This window comes from Armatimonadota bacterium (assembly GCA_016223145.1).
Taxonomy (GTDB): domain Bacteria; phylum Armatimonadota; class Fimbriimonadia; order Fimbriimonadales; family Fimbriimonadaceae; genus Nitrosymbiomonas.
Genome location: JACRPN010000005.1, coordinates 258494 through 277818, shown reverse-complemented (window position 1 = coordinate 277818; position 19325 = coordinate 258494). Strand labels below are relative to the sequence as shown.

Below are 19325 nucleotides of genomic sequence, written 5' to 3'. Positions count from 1 at the left end.
GAGTCGCAGGTGGTGACCTTGGCCTCCGAGGCCGACAAGGCCGTCGAGGCGTTTGCCGAGCGGCTGAACAACCCGGTGCTCACCGACATCCAGGTCAAAATCGACGGCGTTCCTGTGGCCGATGTGCTGCCCCGCGCCATCCCCGACGTCTTTTCGCAAACTCCTGTCGTGGTCAAGGGCCGCTACACGGGCGCTGGCCGCGGCGTCGTCCACATCACGGGCAAGCTCGGCGGCAAGCCCTGGTCGCGCGACATCGTGGCGAACTTCCCAAGCCAGGATCAGCATGGCTCGGCGGTAGCTTCGCTGTGGGCGCGCGAGAAGGTGGATGACCTGATGCGCTCGGATTGGCTGGCTCAGACCCGGCACCTTTATGCCCAAACGAACCCACAGGAATCGAAGCCCGAACCCGTGGCCGAACAGATCATCGCGCTGGCGCTCAAGTACGGGATCATGACGCAGTACACGTCGTTCGTCGCGGTGGAAAATCGCGTGATCAACGTCGGCGGCAAACAGGTCACGGTGCATGTGCCGGTCGAGATGGCCGATGGCGTGAGCTATGAAGGCATCTTTGGCGGCGAGAAGGGCAAGGAGATGCTCGGACGTAGCGCCGGAGCTGCGTATCAGTCGGGTATGGCGCGAGGCGGCCTTGGAGGCGGTGGTGGCGGCGGCTTTGGCGGCGCGGCTGCCGGTCCGCCCGCGACCGCGTCGCTGGGCATAAAGGCTGGAAAGAACGTCAACTACGGCGTTGCGGACAAAGCCGAGCTTGCTGATTCCTACCGGTACCTCAACCCCGCTTCGTTCAAGCAGGGCTTTGACAAGATGACGGACCAGCAGGTGGCCTCTTTGAGCGGTATGGACAAGGCTCAGGAAGAGACGCTCACCAAGGAATTGCCCCCGGCTCAGCGGGCTCGGTACTTTAGGCTGACCCGGGTCGACAAGTCGCTCTGGAGGGCGGCGGGCAAGGTTCAGGTGCAAATCTGGACCAAGGGCTCACCGGCAGACCTCTCCACAAAGCTCAAGGCGATGGGCATGACGATCCACCTCACCGATGCTTCCCTGAAGGCGGTGTTCGTCACCGTCGACGCCAAGGACCTGGCGTCGATCGCCCAAATGGACGGGGTCGTGAAGGTTCTGCCGCTCAAGGGCTGAGGGACAACACTCCAAACCAGAGCCCGCCGACCCGGTGACCGGGTCGGCGGGCTCCTTTTTTGGGGTCGCAAGGGTCAGGGTGCAATCTGCAGCCACTCGTTCCACGACGTATCTGCGGCAAACCGCATCAGCGCATAGTCCACTGCCGTCGTGCCCAAATTGAACGTGGTCGAGGACGAAAAGTCGATCGACACCCCGTGGCTGTTCGGCGAGTTGCTGTTGTGCCCCTCCCAGACCAGCGCGTCGTTGATCGCCGTTTTCACATTGCCCGCCGCCGTCTGGATCGAGGTCACTGAGACCTGGGAGATCAGCAGATCGCAAACGTGCACGAGGTCGCGATACACCCGGTTCGATGTCGGGCTGTAACTCTGGGCGCTGGTGCGGACGTTGACGATCGCCGAACCGATGGTGCCCACGTTCGCGATCAGCTCATCCGCCAGGGCATCCACGGCCGTGCCCAAGGCTGGCAGCTTGCTGGTGTCGATCACGCTCTGCGTGATCTTGCGGCTCGCATACCCCGGCACAGCCAGCATGCCGTCCACGAACGCCTTCGTAAGGTTCCTGGTGGTGTCCGTGTCCTGGTCCCTGAACTTCTTGAAGATCAGATCGTAGGGATAGCCCTCACCGGGGGGACTCTCCTCGCCGCCCACCACATACAGCGCCTTGTCCTGAATCTCATAGGCGACTTCGAGCATCTGCATCAGGCTCGCATCCCACGCCACGATATCGAAGGTGTTGTTGCCGAGCGCCTGTGCGAGCTGCCAGATCTGGATCGAGTTTCCGGTCTCATCGTCGTAGCTCACAGCCCGGGATGGCTCCTGGATGCCGCGCCGCCAGCCGTTGCCGTGGTTCCAGATGACCAGGCAATAGCGGTCCGCGGGGTAATAGGTCTTGCCCCAGGCGATGAAGTCCGTTAGTGTCTGGGCCTGCCCCATGTCGACGCTGGTCCCCATGTCCTGGATGAGTTCGCTGGCGATCTGGCTGGTGTTGTCGGCTCTAACCAGGTAACGCCGCGTGCCATCGAACGATGACCCGCTGAACAGGCTCTTGGACTGTTTCCACTGAACCACGAACCGCACCTGCGGATTGGTGGCCACCTGCTCCATCTGGTTTACGTTGAGGTCGCTGAAGGAATAGAGGTCGTTGGCCGCATTTAGGTAGACCAACACCGTCCAGCGGGTTCTCTTGGAATCAAAAGGCTCGACGGTGAACACCGAGCTCCCCTGGATGTTGTCGGGCGTGTAGGTTGCCCGAGCGGTCCCGGAGCCCTCGGCGACGCCCAGAGCTAGACCCGTTTCGCTGATGGTGGCGCTGCTTCCGAGCACCGACCATTCGAAGCTGCCCGGCTCGACGAACACGGCTTTTGCGGCAACGCCGTAGCCTGTCGCGTAGAACTGCTTGCTGTGCTGAACCTGGAAAGCCGTGTTCTGGGGGGTCACAAAAACGCTGGCAACGTTGATGCCGACCTGAGACTTGAAGCTTCCACCGGTAACGAGCGCGTCGATCTCGCCGGTCTTCGTGCCTTGATTGTCCCGCTGGGAGTAGAGGTCTACGTGAACGTGGTAGGGGCCCGAACCGGAAAGGGCCAAACGAACGGTCTGAATGCCTTCGGTGTCCTGGTTGACGATCAGCGAGTCTGTCCGCCGGCCTTGGGAATCAAAGACCTCGATGGACTGCGAGAGGCCCGTGACTCCGCGCCCTCGGTTGGTCCAATCGGTCTCATAGACCAGGGATTTTGCCGTCCCCCCTCCCCCTCCACAGGCGGCAATCGACAGGGCCACCAAAGCGGCAAGGACAGACTTAAGCAGGGAAGACGGCATTCTCAACGACACAACCTCTCAGATCATAGACGCGGATTTCTGGTATCAGTTCTGGCTCTTTCAGGTGAACCGAAGGCTCATTCTTGCCGATAATGAACCTGAATTGCCGGAAGAACGCATTGAATGGGGGCTCCGCGACGCTCTTGCCGCCGCCGGAGTTCCGACTGTTGCCGCGAATCCCAGGGGCTCATGCTCCGGCTTTCCGTTCGTCTTGACCTTGGCCGATGGCTCCGAGGTGGTCCTCGATCTGGCTGAGCCCTGGCTGCTGGATCGAGGCGACCCTGAGTCGCTCGGAATCGCCTTTCTGGACTCCGACGGCAAGGCCGTTAAGCTCTGGGGCCTTGCCAAGAGGGTTCGCTTCCTAGGCCTCTCCAGAAACGGCCGAGCGGCAGAATGGGCACAGCTCCTGCGGGCCAGCGCGGAGGGTGAACCGAGTTCAGCCCTAATCGATCGCTATAGGCTGCACACAGTCCCGCTCCGCTCCGAAAGCTGCCAAGGCACGCTTGTACTGATCACCAACGCCACTGAGGAAAAGCAGGCAAAGGACCGCGGCGAACTGCTCTTGCGCGAGTCGGCCACTTTTCGGCGGCTCGGCCGAATCCTCACCACCAATTCGCCCGCAAAGGACCTCTGCGTGGCGGCGCTGCACGAGCTCGGATCCACTTGGGAACTTGGCGCGGTGCTCCTCTGGACCCTGGACTCCGAGCAGGAGGGGCTCAGGCTCACCGCGAGCAGCGGCGTGAATCGGCAAGGAACGGCGCTCATCGAGCGGCTCAGCCTGAAGGCATCCCCCACCTGCTTGGCAGAGCTTGCCGCCCAGAGCTTGACGTCGGGCCACTTCGTGGGGGTGCAGGAGAGCCTGATGGCCCAGGACCTCGAAGCCAAGTTCTGCTATCTCAAGCCCGGCGGGGTGAGCGTGTTCCCGCTCGTGGCCGGCGGGCAGCTCTTGGGGGTGCTGGAACTCATCGGGAGGGAAGGCGATCGGCTGTTTGAGGGGGCGCAGTCCTTCTTCCAGACCGTTGCTGAGCATCTGGCGCTCGCGCTCTACGGGGCGAACCTCTTTGAGAGCTTTGAAAGGCTCGCCAGCCACGACCCGCTCACGGGAATCTCCAACCATCGGTCGCTGCAAGACTTTTTAAGGTCGCGGCTCTCCGAGGCCGAGCGCTCCAGTCAGGAACTTGGAGTGATCATGATCGACGTGGACTTCTTCCGAAGCTTCAACGAGGAAGAGGGCCACGACACCGGGGACTCCGTCCTGAAACGGGTTGCCGAGACCATCCGCGACACGGTCCGGCCCTACGACCTGGCGGCGCGGTACGGCGGCGAGGAGTTCGCTGCGGTGCTCTGCAATGCGGGAAGGGATACGACGCTCATGATCGCCGAACGCATCCGAAAGCGCGTGTCGAACATCTCCATTCAGTCGAAGACCGGCCGCGCGCGAAGGGTCACCGTGAGCCTGGGGTGTGCCGTGTTTCCCGGGTCGGGCCACGACGGCGCAGGGCTTCTGCGGTCGGCCGATGAGGCGCTTTTCGAGGCCAAGCGAAAGGGGCGCGACCGGGTTGTTTTTAGAGAGACCCAGGCAGGCGGCGATGAAGAAGGGAATTGGGACGAGTCGGCCTTCTGGCGGTTCCTGAGCAAGCGGCAGCGCAAGACCGCTGCAGACCGGCTTTCGGGCCTGGAGCGACAGCTCATCGCGCTGAGCCGGACGTTGGGCCTGTCGCGAACCCAGTGGCAGGTGCTGAGGGCGGCCACCGTCGTCTGGGATGCATTCACCGACGCGAGAGAAGACAGCGCTCGGCTCAGGGCCTTTGAGGCTGCGGAGGAACTCCGGCTGGTGCTGCCCACGCTTTTTGGCGCGTTGGAACGCTTTGACGGCGAAGGCCCGGGGAAACAAAGGGGCGACTCGATCCCGCTGCTCGGGAGGGTGCTCGCAGTGCTGCTGGCCCTCTACAGCGAGGGCGGAGCAAGCCTCTATGCCGACGAGGGCAGGTTTGACCCCGAAATCGTCGCCCTGGTCTCCGATCTCGAACTTGCGGCTTGACGGAGCCCGCCAAGATGTGCCAATATTTCGATTCGCGCCAGACGATGCGCGTGCGGCATTTTGAGTTAGGCTAACCTCTATCGGCCCTTGGAAGCCGTTAATCGTCGAAGGATTGGATTTTTCATGTATGCGATCGTAAAGACCGGTGGCAAGCAGTACCGCGCCGAAAAGGGCGGCAAGATGATCGTGGAGAAGCTCGATGGCGAAGTGGGCGCCAAGGTCGACCTGACCGACGTGCTGATGGTCGCCGACGGCGCGAAAGTCTCCGTGGGCTCGCCCTATGTGAAGGGCGCAAAGGTCAAGGCGGAGATCGTTCGCCAGGGCAAGGGTCCCAAGATCAACGCTTTCAACTACAAGGCGAAGAAGAACGAGCGCAAGCGATGGGGACACCGCCAGCCGGAAACCGTGCTGACGGTCACGGAGATCATCCCAGGGAGCTAAGCCATGGCACACAAAAAGGGACAAGGTTCAACTCGAAACGGCCGCGACTCCACGTCGCAGCGCCTCGGCGTCAAGAAGTACGGCGGCGAGATCGTCAAGCCCGGCAGCATCATCGTCCGGCAGCGCGGAACGCAGTTTCATCCCGGCGTGAACGTGGGGATTGGCAACGACCACACGATTTACTCGGTCATCGATGGCCACGTGAAGTTCGAAGGGCCGAAGGCTAAACGCCGAATCAGCGTATATCCGGCCGAAGCGTAATCCGAACCGATTTCTCGATGCGACGTATAAGTCTTGCGGGACTTATATGTCGCATTCTTATTTGTGGGATCCCCGGAGCTTCGCGACGGCGACAAGTCCCGCTATTTGGGAAAGGGCGTGCTCCAGGCCGTCCAGAACGTCAACGACGTGCTCGCGAGCGAGCTTATCGATCTGGATGCCACCGACCAGCAGTCGATCGACAATCTGCTGTTGGCGATGGACGGCACCGACAACAAGGCCAAGCTGGGGGCCAATGCTCTGCTCGGAGTGTCGCTCGCCGTCGCCAAAGCAGCGGCCGCCACCTGCGGATTGCCGCTCTTCCGGTATGTGGGCGGCGTGACCGCGAACACGCTTCCCGTGCCGCTGATGAACATCCTAAACGGCGGCAAGCACGCCGATTCCAACGTCGACTTTCAGGAGTTCATGGTTGCACCCGTCGGCGCCTCAAACTTCTCTGAGGCGCTGAGGAAGGGCGCTGAGGTGTTTCACTCCCTCAAGAAGGTACTCCACGGCAAGGGGCTTGCGACCGGCTATGGCGATGAAGGCGGCTTCGCGCCGAACCTTGAGAGCCAGGATCAGGCGTTCGACCTCATCGTCGAGGCGATCCAAAAGGCCGGATACACACCGGGTGGCGACATTTGGCTCGCGCTCGACCCCGCCTCGACCGAGTTCTTCGACGGCAAGCACTACGTCTACAAGACTGGCGCCGAGCGGCAGCGCACGCCCTCCCAGCAGGTGGCCTACTTGGCTCAGCTCGTCGAGAAGTATCCGATTCTCTCGATCGAGGACGGCCTCGCCGAGGAGGATTGGGCCGGGTGGAAGGAAGCCACGGAGACGCTTGGCGACCGCGTGCAGCTTGTCGGAGACGACCTTTTTGTGACCAACGTCCAGCGTCTGAAGCGGGGCATCGAGGCCGGGGTGGCGAACTCGATCCTCATCAAGGTCAACCAGATTGGGACGCTGACGGAAACGCTCAACGCCATCGATATGGCGAACCGCGCCGGCTACACGTCGGTGATGAGCCACCGCTCGGGCGAGACCGAGGACGTGACGATCGCCGATCTTGCGGTGGCCACCAACTGCGGCCAGATCAAGACCGGCGCGCCGAACCGAACCGACCGCGTAGCCAAGTACAACCAGCTCCTTCGAATTGAAGAGGCGCTGGGGGCTCAGGCACGCTACGGCGGGCTCTCGGCTTTTGGAAAGGTGGGTGCAAAGGCTCAGTTGGTTCGATCGGGGGCGTAGGCGGAAACTGCCATTCCGATTCCCCCGAGGAATCTATCTGGAGCGGATGTCGGATGGGGAGCCGTCCACCATTCACTAGGTGGAGCTCCCTTAGCCTCCGCCGCCTTTTCGGATGATGGCCGGGAACGCCTGCGCGTGGACCTTGAGGTCGTCGGCGATGTCCACCTGCAGCAGCTGTCCTTCTTTGGAAACATAGAAGGTGTAGCGATCATTAGGTCCGGCGCCGTCGATTTCGATCATCCGACCTTCAAACTTGTTGCCGGCGATTTCCCCGCTGAACTTGCCTGTAACGATCGCTTTATACTTGACGATGCCTGCCGTGGCGGCTTCAAGGCAACTGAAATTGACCCATGTTCGGTCCTTGTCGGCGTTGGCCATCAGGTCGAGAATCGGGTTGCGGAACGCTCTGAGCCCTTCAGAGGGGTAGAGGGTCGACTTGCGGCTCTTGCCACCTTCGGTGATGGTCATCTCGATGCCATCCGCCTTGAAGACGGCGTCGGTAATGATCTGCTTGAATAGATCGTTATGCTGCATGTAGATGCGCAGCGGCGTGCCGTCGTCGGCCACCCACATGTCGTAGCGCCTCGTGGTTGGGGGGGGCAAGAGGTTGCGCCCGATGGGTTTGGGGGAGTATTTGGCGGTGCTGGAGTAGAGCGTACAGGGCTTCCCGCCATAAGATGAGGCCGTCTTTTTGACCTCCATGTAGCCGATCTTCTCCTCAAAGGTATTGAGCGGGTTGTTCTTCTCAGGGACCGTTCTGAAGACCCCATAGCTGATGTTCGGGCTCCCAAACATCCAGAGCTCTTGGGCCTTGACGCTCATTGGAGCCAGCAAAAGGCAAGTGAAGAAGGCAATCCTCACGCTTCCCATGATGTTTGGTCGTTCCTACGTTGGGAATCGTTACGGGAGTTTCTCTCGGCAATCGTTCTACCTCGTGGCCGGCTCGGGGTTGAAGTGAGGCTCCTCCATCTCTTTGTCCAAGCCCTTCATCCCCTGCCCCACCAGATTGCACAGGCTCACCCAATCGAGCGGCATAAAGAAGCGCCCCTTACAGACCTTGCCGTCGTAGATGCCGCTTCCGACCATCCCGGAGGTGCCCGAGCCAAACAGGCTCAGGACGTCGTCGGCCTTTACGGGGCCGCCCGACATGGTCTCCTTCACCAGCGGCCGGACCGCATCGATGATCCGCTTGGTGTCCACCATGAACACCGACTGCGAGCCCTCGATGATGCGGTCGCGCATTTTTAGAAACGACTCCGATTGCCCCAGGCTCCCGTGTTCGAACTTGCCGGCAACCATCTGCATCATGATTGCCCTCGACGTGCAAACCACCACCTTATCGGCAAACTCGCCAATCAAGATGGACTTGTCGGCATAACTCTTCGCGGGGTCTTTGCCTTTGGCGTCCGCCATGCCCTCCATCCCTGAGCTATCCGAGGGGAAAGGACGGGACTGAATCATCGGTGGCCCAGAATCCGGACCGGCCGGCATATCGGAACCTACCGCGGCGCCCGAACTCATCGCAGGCGGAAACCCGAACCCGCTATTAAGGCCCCGCACCATCTCGTCACGGCTCTTGGGGTCGATTTCCCAAATCGTCACGTCGCCGACCTGGCTCGAGCTGAACGTCATCGGCTTGTTGCTCTTTTGGCTTTCTCGCTCGGCAAGAGCGCGCAACCTGGCAGCAAGGGCCGCAGGGGTCGCGCCGTTGGCGGTTGTGGCGACCAGCACCAGGTCCAGATCGGCGCCTTCGCCGGTTTTGCCAGGGTACACGGCGATGACCTGATCGCCTTTGAGTCCCGGAACAATATCGTCTCGGACGCTCAATCCGCTTGTCTTCTCGAAGGATTTCACGCCTTCTTCGAAGGTCTTTGCGAGGTCTTTGCCCTGCGACTTCGCGGATTCGGCAGCGAGTTCCCAATAGCCGCTGGTCTGCGAAACGCCCATCAACCCGTAGGCGCCATCAGGCAAGGCGTCCAGCACCTTCAGGTCGAATGGAGCGGAGTTTGCCAGGGCCGAGAGGCCGCCCATCGCCTTGGGGTCAAAGGGGCACTGGTAGTCCACCGCGATTCCGTCGGGCTCGATCGTCACCCCGTAGGCCATCCAATCCGCGCCTTTGATCGAGCTCATCGGCGCCGCGAACATCTCGGCATTGCTGGCCATCTTGGAGATCTCTTTCGGCGAGACGAAGACCATCACGTTTGCGTCTTTCGGGAGCGCCTGACGGGCTTCCAAAAATGCCGGCAGCGACGCTACGGAGGAGCCCTTGTCGGCGTGGACCGCTTGGACTCTCTGAATCGCCTGCTTTGAGTTGCCGGCAACCAGGTAGTCCTCCATCACGGCGGCATAGGTGTTGGCAGGGCTCTTGAGGGCAAAGATCCCGTCGCCGTCGGGCTTGACGTGCTTTCCCAGCACGGCCTGAACCGAAGCCGGGTCTTCGACGGCAAACAGCGAAACGGTCGCGGCCTCAGCATCTTTGTCGGGCCAAATCGCGATGGCGTAGTTGCGCCGAAAGAACGGCCTGAGCTCCGCGCCCAAGGGGTCCTTGTCCATGAACCGCTTGAGCATTCCGTCCAGCTTGAGGTCCAGACCGTTGTCGTGGATCGCTTTCTGTATCTTGTCGAAGGTCTCTAGCTGGCGATCGCTGGGGGTCAGGTCGACCGTGACCACCACTCCGGCGTCCGAAGGGATGTAGAGCGTGGCGGCCTCTCCGGCTCGGCTCAAGAAGGTCTTGTAGGCCGCGAAGCCAAGCACCGCGACCAGCCCCGCACCGATGACGGCGCCCAGCAGCCCCTTACCGGCGCGCCGGTTTTGCAGGCTGGAAGGCTCGGAATTCGATCTTGCGATGGTTTGCGTCGACATGGAATCCTCCGGAGTCCCTCGCGGACCGCTCGTTTGGCGCGAGGGCGTGGGGACGCCTACGTCTGCATGTTAGGACGAAAAGAGCCCCGTATGCAAGGGTTGTTCCACAAGTGGGGTCCATCGGCCCAGTTTCGCCGGCGCATTTCAGGGAGGACACGGCGAGCGGGCCATCGAACCCAAGGCACATGAATTCGAACGATCTTTCTCGCCGAGAACTTGTGCGCGTGGGGCTTGCCTCTGGAGCGGCGCTCGCCGCTTCGCGCGGGCTGGCTTTGCCTTCCTCCTTGGGTCCATCGGGGGTAGGTCTGGCCCCGGGCCCCATCGCCATTTCCAGCGCGAACGGTCTGCGAGCGACCGAAAAGGCCGTGGCGCTGATGCGGCAGGGCAGAGACACGGTCGAGGCGGCGGTCGAGGGAGTGGTGATCGTCGAGGAAGACCCGAACGACATGAGCGTGGGTTACGGTGGTCTCCCGAATGAGCTCGGCATTGTCGAACTCGACGCTTGCGTGATGCACGGTCCGACCATGCGCGCGGGCTCAGTGGCCTCCATCCAGAACATCAAGACCCCCTCCCGGGTCGCAAAAGCCGTCATGGAGCGCACCGACCACGTGATGCTGGTTGGTGCTGGAGCCCTAGCCTTTGCCAAGCAGATGGGATTCGAAGAGGTCAACATGCTCACCGATCGGGCCAGAAGGGCCTGGCTTCGCTGGAAGACCACCCTGAGCAAAGAGGACGACTGGCTCGACGACGAGGAGATCAAGGCCGACTTTGGCGCGGCGATCCAGGCGATCGACGACACAGGCACGCTTTCGGGCCGCAAACGGCCCACGGGCACCATCAGCTGCCTGTGCCTGAACGACAAGGGCGAGCTCGGGGGATGCACGACCACCAGTGGCCTGGCATGGAAGCTTCCGGGGCGTATCGGCGACTCGCCCATCATCGGCGCGGGGCTCTATGTGGACGGCGAAGTGGGCGCTGCGGGCTCGACGGGCCGTGGAGAAGCGAACATCCTTGTGTCCGGTGGAAGGACGGTGGTCGAGAACATGAAGGACGGCATGACGCCGATGGAGGCGTGCCTGGATGTGCTGAAGCGGGTGTGCGACCAAACCAAGTCTCCTCGCCTGCTGACCCGGCCCGGGCGCCCCAACTTCGACCTGAACTTCTACGCCCTTAGGAAGGACGGGGCGTTTGGTGCGGCGCGGATCGTGGCCGGCGGGCGCTTCGCCGTCAACGACGGCAAAGAGAACAAGCTTCACGATTCAGGCTTCTTGTTTGATCGGTGATGCACCTCGCCTTCTTGAGCTAAGCAACCTTGCGAGGATTTTGGCAAAGTCAGGCATTGTTGCCAGTACACAGGCCAGCCGCATAACGCGTTTGGCTCTAATATTGAATGTGATGGTCCCGTCAGTGGACCCCTTCCAAAGTGACTTGGGGGAAAAGGAGATATCAATGAAGAAGATTCTTGCAGCTATGCTGTTGTCCGTGGTCGGCGTCGGCATTTCGCAGGCGACGATCGTGAATTTCGACGATCTTTCGGGCCAGGCTGCGGTGGCAGATGGCTACGGTGGCATTACCTGGTCGGTTGGCGGCTGGGAGCATTACGATTGGGACCAGAATCCCTATAACGCCCATTCGCTGCATCAGCGCGTATATTCGTACTCGAACGGCGTGTTCGAGTTCTCGAGCGACGTCGTGTTCAACGGCGCCTGGTTCGCCGGCCAAGACTCGACGAGCGTGTCCTTCGACCTTTACGATGACGGCAACCTGGTGGCATCGAGCGGCTCGATGAATACGAGCGCGACGCCAACCTGGCTGGGCTCCGGCTACGGCGGAATGGTGGACAAGGTTAAGGTCGTCTCGAACGCCTACGGCTTCTTCGTGATGGACGATGTGACCTATAACGCGGTTCCTGAACCCGCGTCGATCGCAGCGCTCGCCGGTGGCGCGTTGGTCGTGCTCCGACGCCGACGCAAGTAGGCTCATTGGCCTTCCGCATCGTAGAACCTCGGCCTCCCAGTGGCCGGGGTTCTTTGCCGTTGGGGTAGCGTAGCCATCATGGTGATCGCGCAAACCGCACTCGCGCTGATACTCGCTGGGCATCCCGCGGCCCTCCAATCAGACTGGCCCAAGACCAAGGCGGAGGCTACCAACTACGCCAACACGTCCAGTTACGCCGACGTGATCGCCTTTCTCGACGCGCTCAAGGCCAAGAATCCGCCGAACATGAGGTTCACCTTTATTGGGAAGAGCCCGGCGGGCAAGGACATGCCGCTGGTCATCGTCGCCAAGGACCCGGCGATCGATCCAGACGAAGCGAAGAAGCGGGGGCTGATGGTGGTCTATGTCCAGGCCAACATCCATGCCGGCGAGGTCGAAGGCAAAGAGGCGGCGCTCCAATTCCTCAGGGAGCTTGCCCAGAACCCGAAGGACAAATACCTCGACAAGATGGTGTTCCTCGTGGACCCCATCTACAACATCGACGGCAACGACAAGTTCGGCCCGTTGAACCGAAACCGAGGCTCGCAGGATGGACCGGACCCGGTGGGTGAGCGCGCCAATGGGCAGGGCTTTGACCTGAACCGCGACTGCATGAAGGCTGAATCGAACGAGTGGCGGGCCGTTTTGGAGCACGTGTATGTCAAATGGGATCCCATCGTCTGCTTTGACCTGCACACCACCGACGGGACGCGCCATGGCTACTGGGAAACCTACTCGCCACCCTTGAACCCGACGACCTTTGAGACCGTTCGAAAGTACGCCCAGGACGAGCTTCTGGCGGACCTTCGCCGGACCAACAAGGCACGGCGCGGCTGGGAAGTCCAGGACTATGGCAACGTGGAGCGACGGGACGGGCAGCTGGTGTTCGCAACGTTCGGCTATGAGCCCCGCTATTGCTCGAACTACGCCGGGATCCGAAATCGTATCCCGCTGCTCAGCGAGGCGGCGAGCTTCCAGCCGTTCGAAATCCGGATCAAGGTCACCCACGCTTTTCTTCGGGATTGCCTGGACCGCCTGTTCGCCGACCATACGAGGGTCATGCGCATGGTGAAGAACGCCGACGAGCAGGTGGTCCAGTGGGGCAAACACCCCGAGAAGGCGCCGGAGATGGGGGTTCGGTTTGAGATGGTCTCGCGCGGCAAAGAGGGCATCCTGCTGGAGGACCCGAAGGCGGACGACCCGGTCGGAAGAAACAAGGCCCCGAAGTATCTGAAGACGGTCGAAATGGAGGTCCTCGACCGCTTCAGGGCCGCCAAGACGGCCAGGTTCCCGGCGGCCTACGTCTTTGGACCGGACCAAGCGAATGTCGCGCGCCTGTTGATGCGCCATGGGGTGGAGGTCCAGCGTCTGGAGTCCGGATGGAGCGGCAAGGGCCAGGCCTTCACGGTGTCCGAGTGCGCGGTCGCGCCCAGCGCCTTTCAGGGGCATCGGCTCATTCGGTTGGAGGGGACCTTCGCTGAGGTTGAGCGCCAGTTCCCTGCGGGGTCGTTCTTGGTCAAGTCGTCGCAGCCCCTGGGGATCCTCATCTTCAACATGCTCGAACCCGAATCGATGGACGGTGTGGCGTGCTGGGGGCTGCTCGGGGAGAGCCTGCCGGTGGGAAGCACCTATCCGATTCTTAAGGTGATGGTTCCGTTCTAGGGGGCGCCAGGACGTAACGGAAACGGCGGAGTCGCGTCTCGGCTTCTCGTAACCCCTCGGCCTACGCGCCGTCCAAAGCGTGAGGGTATCGACATGAAGCTTTTGTCGCTTGGGCTCTTGGCTGTCGCTGCGTGCGCGGCCGCCGACTATTCGCCAACCTGCGCGGTCTGGCCGGAGCTAACGGTGATGACCAGCGAAGACCTATTCCGGGGCTCGAAGTACAAGGGCTATCCGATTTCGGCGATGCTCGACGGGGACCCCACGACGGCCTGGGTTTTCAAGTCGGTCCCGCTACGCAAGGATGACCTCTCGACGAAAGACACCTGGGGCACGAACAAGGCGATCGGTTTTGAGTTCACCAAGCCGATCCTCCTCGATGGCATCGAGATCATGAACGGCTACAACAAGTCGGTCGAGACTTTCTATCGCAATGACCGGGTAACCGCCCTGCGCGTCATGACCGCCGAGAATCAGGCGCAATATGCCAGGAACCTGGTGGCAAAGGCCAAGCTTGAGGACTACATGGGCTGGCAAAAGATAAGCCTCCCCCGCAAGCGCTATTCGACTTTGAAACTCCTTTTTGACGAGGTGGCAAGAGGCATGGACCGGGACCTCTGTATCTCTGAGATCAGGTTCGTCCTTGATGGAAAGCCGATCGATCTTCGTTTGCCAAAAGCGTTCATGGAAACCTCGGGCAGCGAGTGTGGGTGTGGGACGACCTTTCACGCAGCGACGATGGATGGAAAAGACCTGGATTGCAGCGACAACATCAGCGAGGGCTCGACCTATGGCTATTCGCCCGACGGCCGGTTTGTAATGGGCTTTGAGAGCCCGCAAGACTTAAGCGAGAACCCCAAAACGCCAAGAACGATGCGCGCTTGGATCGTCGATACCAGGACGGCCAAGGTGCTGGCGAGAAAGACCTTGCCCTGGTGGGATTGTCCAGAGCTCAAGTGGAAGTCTGGACGCCAGGTTCAGGTGTGGAATCTGGGTTCCGAGGCCGACAAGCGAACGATCAAGTTCTGAGGCCTGGCAAGTTGCCGCATCCCTGGGGGTCCGGGCTGCGTATCCTTCAACGAAGGTGCGCCGATGCTTGAATCGTTGACCTCTGACCTTGCGCTCGGGATTCTGCTGGGCATGTGGGCCCTCAACGCCATCCCGCTCTATTTCATCGCCAAGCGCGCTGGTGAGGAGAACGCATGGCTGGCGTTCGTTCCGATTGGCAACAGCTGGCTGATGCTCAACATTGCGGGGTGGGATAGCTACTGGCTCTTGGCCCTGCTGATTCCCTGGGTGAGCTGGATCGTGATGGCGCTGGTCTGGATGGGGATCGCCGAGACGATGGACAAACCGGCTTGGACCGGGCTCCTGTGGCTGGTGCCCGGTCTTGGCCTAGCCGTGCCCTGGTGGCTCGCGTTTGCGCCATAGGACGCTGTTGCACAAGGCGTCCTCGCCGCCCCATGGATGTAGCCGGCGAACACGGGCGAGACGCCCGTGCTACTCCGTCCTTTGGCAGATTCCTAGCCGCCAGAGAGCGCCGAATCGGCGGCGCGCTTGATGCGTCCGCGCCGGTCCTTGATGCCCTGAGCCTTTTTGAACACGTCGGCGTTGGCTTTTGCGTCCCACTTCGCAAGGGCGTTGATGCAGGTTGTGACCACCTGGATCGCCGTCTTGTCGTTGATCAGCGCGCGGAACCGCGCGACGGTGCCCGGATCGGATGGAAGCCTGGCCAGGGCCGAGGCGGCCTGGGCTTGGCGGTCCATGTTCGGGTGGTTGAGCTGCTGCATCCAGAAGCTCCTCAGTTCTGGCTTGTCGAGGTTCGAAAGGCCGAACACCTGGCGGAAAACCGGCTGGCGCGGGTTCAGGTCCTTGGCCAATTCGGCTACGATGAGCCGGACGTTCTCATCGGAAGGGTTCTGGAGCATCCGACGCATAGCCTCCGATCGATCCGACGGGTTTCGCGCGAATTGCAGGATGGAAGGCAGTTCTGAATCGGCCCAATGCAGATTCGGAATCTCGCGGAGGAAGTCGTGCTCCGGATCCAGCACCACGCACAGGGGCTTGGCCGCCATCGGGATCTCGAAGGTCTCCTCTGCTTTGCTCAGATGCACGGGCGCAAACGTCATAGCGGACGCCCCGGGCGCAACAAAGCCGATTTTTGCGGGGATGTCGTAGATGGGGGTTCCGTCGCTCGTGTCTTGCGTTTGCTTGACCGTCAGCTTCAGCTTTCCGGCGTCATGGGTCCACGTGTAGTCCAGTACCGGGTGCCCAGGCTTCTCGATCCACTGCGCCCAGAACGGCTCACAGTTGATTCCGGTGGCCTCCGTCATCGCCCGCCGAAGCTGCGCGCTTTCTACGGGCGTGTGCTTCCACTTGTTTAGGTAAGCCGAGAGCCCCGCAAAGAAGCTCTCATCGCCCAGATACTTGCGCAGGGTGTGGAGGATGGTACCGCCCTTGGGATAGGAGTGCGAGTCGAACATTGCATCCCCGTTTGAGTACATTTTCGTGCTCACCGGCCGTTTGTACCGGCGCGCCTCCTGCAGATAGCCCTGGGTGTTGTCCTCGACCTCCCAGAGGTAAGCGTCACGGCCCCGACTGTGCTCCATGTAGATCGTCTCCATGAAGGTGGCGAAGCTCTCGTTGAGCCAGGTGTCCCCCCAGTCCTTGCAGGTGACGGTATCGCCAAACCACTGGTGCCCGAGCTCGTGCGAGTTCAAGCTCGCCATGCGCCGAAAGCCGTCGCGGGCTTCGGAAAGCGCACCCTCGCCAAGGTTGGTGGCGCTGACGTTCTCCATGCCGCCGCCAAAATCGTACATGGCGCACTGGGCGTACTTTGGCCAAGGATATTTGAACCCGACGCGTTGCGAGAAGAACGTCAGCATGTCGGGGGTATCGCCGAAGGAGTCGTCGATCAGGTAGCCCTCTCCCCTCGGGACGACGTACCAAAGCTCGCGGTCCTCCCACTTGGCCTTCTTAATGTCGAAAGGCCCGCCGTAAATGGCCAGAAGATAGGTGGCATGCGGCAGCGCCATGTGCCAGGTTACGGTCTTGCGCTTCTTGTCGGGGCTGAGCTTGGTCTGGGAAAGGACGCCGTTGCCGATGACGTCCCAATCGGCTTGGACCGTCGTGTGCGTGGTGCTGGTGGCGAGGTCGTTGGGGTAGTCCCAGGTGGGCACCCACTCGGAGTTGTATTCCGATTCGCCCTGCGTCCAGAAGCCGACGCGCGTCTTGATGCCGGTGTTCCCAGGCTGAATCCAGTGCCAACCGCCTCCCCCTTGCCCAAACCCTCGCCCTTGGGAGTTGATCGAGGAGTAGGCGATCGAGATCACAAGCTTGCCGCCCTTGGCGACTCTGGGCACCGACACAAAAAGCTGTCGGCCGTTTCTCCGGAAGGCGGCCGTGGCGCCGTTGACCTTCACCCCAGACACACTGAGCCCCGTGCCCGCGTGCAGCAGCACCTCGGCCACCCCGTTGCGCAGGGGGCTCAGCGTGTTGATCGCCGTGCCCTTGATCGTGCGCTTGCCGTAATCCACGTCGACAAACACCTCAAGGTGCTGCAAATCGCAGGTGCGATCGGGCGCATAGTGCAGCGAGGCTTGCGGCGGAGCAAATGGGTTGGCCCGCTGAGCGTGTGCCTGGACGGCACAGACTGCAGCGGCAAGCAGGGCTAGGGCAGGAAATCGAGTCGTCATAGCGGTAGCTGAAACTACCTGATCGCCCGCCCCAGGGTTCCCAAACGTGGGACTACTTCTTTGTATAGACTCCCACGATCATCGGATCCCACTTGTCGCCGCTCTTCATCTCAAGACGAAAGTCATAGCTCTTGGCGCCCTTCTTCGAGTAGGTCGCCCGAAACACCTGATCGCCCTGCATGCCGGGAACCGGTGTCGGCTTGCTGATAAGCACGAGCTTGCCGCCCGCGATGTTCCCGCTCAATTCCATGGCTCCAGGCGCCGCCTGATCGAACCAATAGCCGACGTACTGCTTCTTGGCGGGGTCGTAAGAGAGAAGCTGCCTGCCATCCATCTTCATGCCGCCCATATCGTAGGTGTGATGGCCTTCGACCCACATTCCGCCCATCGTCTTGGCCGTGCGAACCGAGCCCTTCGACTTAGTCGGGTTGGGGCCCCCCATGTAGAAGTCCATCTTGCCCGTGAAACTCCCAAGCATGTAATTGAGCGCAGCGAGTTCTTTGGGCGGCGGCATCATGCCCTCTTGGCGAGGTGCGGCGAGCGCCATCGTGGCGAGTCCAACGAAAAAGAGTCCAAGTTTCCTCATCGATTCTTCCTCCTCCAGCGCAAACTGGGATTTGGAAAGTGTAGACGAACGTTGCCTATCATGTCAAGGCATCTTGCAGATAATTGCACCACAATCGCTCGGGCAATGGTATAGACTTGGGCACCATGGGTCAGGCGATCGTCCAGGCTTTCATTGCCGGGCTGGAGGGAGTTCGTAATCTGCTCCTAGAGGCTGCGCTGCCCATCGCCGTTCTTCTGGGGCTGGCGGCCGTTGCCGGGGCGATCGCCGCCAATCGCGATCCCGAAGGGCTCAAGGGCCGGCTTTCGTCCGTGGGCGGTTGGGGCGCGCGAGCCTGGGGCTACCTTGGCGTCGGGGTTCTCGTAGTGTGTTTTTGGCATGGGTTGGGCGCGCTCTCGGGCCTTGCGCGCACCAACATGGAGTGGCGGGACTCCGCGGAGGCCACCCGGAGGCCAACCGAGGACGCGCCGCCGGTCTATCAGTTTGGGCCCGCGGCTGCCTCCATTAGTGAAAAAACCTACACCCGTACCCTCACGCTGCCTCCGAGCTTCCTGCAGACGATCGGGGAACAGGGCATCGGCGTCCTCTCCCCATATCTCACCGATCCCACGGCCGAGAGCATCATTCGCCTCCGGGACACTTTCCGGCAGAGTGGGCAGGACGTCGTGTTCACACGCGAAGCAACCCAAAAGGTCGAGGAGCCGATCCCGTTTGAGCAGTCCACGCTGAAAGCCACGTTCAAACCCTCGGGCACCGATGGGTTCGAAATCGCTTTCGAGGGCGAGTTCGCATTCAAGAACGGCCAACCTGATGCCATCCTGGGCCGGTTCTCATTTCCGCTACCCGATGGCGGCACAATCCGGGACCTGAGCGTGAAGATCGACGGGGAAGAGGTCCGACAGGACCCCGATACTGACGCCTATGTCTGGGAGGGCACGGTCAACGCCGGCGCCACGAAGAAGGCTGTGGCCACGTTTCGGGCAAACGGCGGCACACAGTGGCAATACGACCTCGGGTCCCAGCGCAGGAGGGTCAAGAGCCTTCGTCTCGACGTGACGTCCGAGATGCCTCTTCGCTTTGTTCGCGGCAGCATCCAGCCCGTCAGCAGCTCCGAGACGAGCGCCACCTGGCAGCTCAAAGACGTCATTTCCCAGCAGCGTATCGGGCTCAAATTTCAGAAGGACTCGTCAACCAGCGATGGGTCCCTGCAGGCCCTGGCAATGGCGCCGTTCGCGTTGCTCATTGGCCTTGCGACCTTGGTTGTAGGAGGCATGGCCCGCGGGGTGAGGTTTGGCCCCGCCCGCCTGGCGCGCGCCGCCGTGATGCTCGGATTCGGGTTCGGCTCGCCTCTCGTGCTCGCACCCTACATCGGCCCGGTGGCAGGGCTGCTCGTCGGCCCCTTGCTTGGAGCGGCGCTTGCGGGTCTCGGCGCCCTCGGGGGCAAACATAGAGAAGCTTGGGGCATCGCCACACCCCTTCTGCTCTCGGCGCTGGTCCCCGCGACCTTCCTCAGCGCTGAGAACACCGGGCTGCTCTTGCTGATCATCGCTGGAGCGGCGCTGTGGACGCTCTCTCCCATCAGGCGATCCGCCTAAGGAGGCGTCAAGACC

General features: G+C 61.6%; 16 protein-coding genes. 11 read left to right on the top strand and 5 right to left on the bottom strand.

The annotated features are described in order from the left end of the window. A partial coding sequence (locus HZC36_03580) for a hypothetical protein (GenBank protein ID MBI5706054.1) occupies positions 1-1149 on the top strand: 1149 nt, incomplete at its 5' end. Positions 1150-1223: 74 nt separating this feature from the next. On the opposite strand, the gene HZC36_03575 is transcribed toward HZC36_03580, so the two are convergent. After that, positions 1224-2969: an Ig-like domain-containing protein gene (locus HZC36_03575; GenBank protein ID MBI5706053.1), complete on the bottom strand. Its 1746-nt coding sequence runs from the start codon at positions 2967-2969 to the stop codon at positions 1224-1226. A gap of 103 nt (positions 2970-3072) precedes the next feature. Here HZC36_03575 and HZC36_03570 point away from each other — a divergent pair, with 103 nt between their 5' ends. The 4 genes from HZC36_03570 (at position 3073) to eno (ending at position 6957) form a co-directional block, all read left to right on the top strand. Next, positions 3073-5010, top strand: coding sequence for a sensor domain-containing diguanylate cyclase (locus tag HZC36_03570; GenBank protein MBI5706052.1), 1938 nt, complete (start codon positions 3073-3075; stop codon positions 5008-5010). Between the two features lie 123 nt (positions 5011-5133). Further along, complete coding sequence (gene rplU / locus HZC36_03565) at positions 5134-5451, top strand: 50S ribosomal protein L21 (protein MBI5706051.1); 318 nt, start codon at positions 5134-5136, stop codon at positions 5449-5451. 3 nt (positions 5452-5454) lie between these two features. After that, a complete protein-coding gene (gene rpmA / locus HZC36_03560; GenBank protein MBI5706050.1) occupies positions 5455-5712 on the top strand; it encodes a 50S ribosomal protein L27 in 258 nt (85 codons plus the stop codon). 33 nt (positions 5713-5745) lie between these two features. Then, on the top strand, positions 5746-6957 hold the full coding sequence (eno, locus tag HZC36_03555) for a phosphopyruvate hydratase (GenBank protein ID MBI5706049.1): 1212 nt from the start codon (positions 5746-5748) through the stop codon (positions 6955-6957). 90 nt (positions 6958-7047) lie between these two features. Here eno and HZC36_03550 read toward each other — a convergent pair whose 3' ends face one another. Together HZC36_03550 and HZC36_03545 are read right to left on the bottom strand one after the other, a co-directional pair. Then, positions 7048-7818, bottom strand: coding sequence for a hypothetical protein (locus tag HZC36_03550; protein MBI5706048.1), 771 nt, complete (start codon positions 7816-7818; stop codon positions 7048-7050). 66 nt (positions 7819-7884) lie between these two features. Beyond that, positions 7885-9819 (bottom strand): DUF3352 domain-containing protein, encoded by a 1935-nt coding sequence (locus tag HZC36_03545; GenBank protein MBI5706047.1) that lies wholly within the window; start codon positions 9817-9819, stop codon positions 7885-7887. Between the two features lie 185 nt (positions 9820-10004). On the opposite strand from HZC36_03545, the gene HZC36_03540 reads away from it, so the two are divergent. From HZC36_03540 to HZC36_03520, 5 genes are all read left to right on the top strand, one after another. Further along, on the top strand, positions 10005-11102 hold the full coding sequence (locus tag HZC36_03540; protein ID MBI5706046.1) for a N(4)-(beta-N-acetylglucosaminyl)-L-asparaginase: 1098 nt from the start codon (positions 10005-10007) through the stop codon (positions 11100-11102). Between the two features lie 166 nt (positions 11103-11268). Then, positions 11269-11796, top strand: coding sequence for a PEP-CTERM sorting domain-containing protein (locus HZC36_03535; protein ID MBI5706045.1), 528 nt, complete (start codon positions 11269-11271; stop codon positions 11794-11796). Positions 11797-11874: 78 nt separating this feature from the next. Continuing rightward, positions 11875-13458 carry a hypothetical protein gene (locus HZC36_03530; protein MBI5706044.1) on the top strand — a complete coding sequence of 528 codons (1584 nt, stop codon included), beginning with the start codon at positions 11875-11877 and terminating at the stop codon, positions 13456-13458. 93 nt (positions 13459-13551) lie between these two features. Further along, entirely contained in the window at positions 13552-14484 is a 933-nt protein-coding gene (locus tag HZC36_03525; GenBank protein MBI5706043.1) for a hypothetical protein, read from the top strand. 63 nt (positions 14485-14547) lie between these two features. Next, the gene (locus HZC36_03520) at positions 14548-14886 is read left to right on the top strand and encodes a hypothetical protein (GenBank protein ID MBI5706042.1); all 339 of its coding nucleotides are present in this window, start codon (positions 14548-14550) and stop codon (positions 14884-14886) included. A 92-nt stretch (positions 14887-14978) separates the two neighbouring features. Here the strand turns inward: HZC36_03520 and HZC36_03515 are convergent, their stop codons facing one another. Together HZC36_03515 and HZC36_03510 are read right to left on the bottom strand one after the other, a co-directional pair. Further along, positions 14979-17150 carry an aminopeptidase gene (locus tag HZC36_03515; protein ID MBI5706041.1) on the bottom strand — a complete coding sequence of 724 codons (2172 nt, stop codon included), beginning with the start codon at positions 17148-17150 and terminating at the stop codon, positions 14979-14981. 52 nt (positions 17151-17202) lie between these two features. Beyond that, positions 17203-17736: a DUF1579 family protein gene (locus HZC36_03510; GenBank protein MBI5706040.1), complete on the bottom strand. Its 534-nt coding sequence runs from the start codon at positions 17734-17736 to the stop codon at positions 17203-17205. A gap of 125 nt (positions 17737-17861) precedes the next feature. Here HZC36_03510 and HZC36_03505 point away from each other — a divergent pair, with 125 nt between their 5' ends. Further along, complete coding sequence (locus HZC36_03505; GenBank protein MBI5706039.1) at positions 17862-19310, top strand: hypothetical protein; 1449 nt, start codon at positions 17862-17864, stop codon at positions 19308-19310. Positions 19311-19325 lie beyond the last annotated feature (15 nt).

Excerpts from the sequence above, each read along its gene's own strand:
- HZC36_03540 (MBI5706046.1), top strand. The coding sequence starts at position 10,005 with ATGAATTCGAACGATCTTTCTCGCCGAGAACTTGTGCGCGTGGGGCTT.
- HZC36_03515 (MBI5706041.1), bottom strand. The coding sequence starts at position 17,150 with ATGACGACTCGATTTCCTGCCCTAGCCCTGCTTGCCGCTGCAGTCTGT.
- HZC36_03545 (MBI5706047.1), bottom strand. The coding sequence starts at position 9,819 with ATGTCGACGCAAACCATCGCAAGATCGAATTCCGAGCCTTCCAGCCTG.
- HZC36_03530 (MBI5706044.1), top strand. The coding sequence starts at position 11,875 with ATGGTGATCGCGCAAACCGCACTCGCGCTGATACTCGCTGGGCATCCC.
- HZC36_03510 (MBI5706040.1), bottom strand. The coding sequence starts at position 17,736 with ATGAGGAAACTTGGACTCTTTTTCGTTGGACTCGCCACGATGGCGCTC.
- rpmA (MBI5706050.1), top strand. The coding sequence starts at position 5,455 with ATGGCACACAAAAAGGGACAAGGTTCAACTCGAAACGGCCGCGACTCC.
- HZC36_03520 (MBI5706042.1), top strand. The coding sequence starts at position 14,548 with ATGCTTGAATCGTTGACCTCTGACCTTGCGCTCGGGATTCTGCTGGGC.
- HZC36_03575 (MBI5706053.1), bottom strand. The coding sequence starts at position 2,969 with ATGCCGTCTTCCCTGCTTAAGTCTGTCCTTGCCGCTTTGGTGGCCCTG.
- HZC36_03505 (MBI5706039.1), top strand. The coding sequence starts at position 17,862 with ATGGGTCAGGCGATCGTCCAGGCTTTCATTGCCGGGCTGGAGGGAGTT.
- rplU (MBI5706051.1), top strand. The coding sequence starts at position 5,134 with ATGTATGCGATCGTAAAGACCGGTGGCAAGCAGTACCGCGCCGAAAAG.
- HZC36_03525 (MBI5706043.1), top strand. The coding sequence starts at position 13,552 with ATGAAGCTTTTGTCGCTTGGGCTCTTGGCTGTCGCTGCGTGCGCGGCC.
- HZC36_03535 (MBI5706045.1), top strand. The coding sequence starts at position 11,269 with ATGAAGAAGATTCTTGCAGCTATGCTGTTGTCCGTGGTCGGCGTCGGC.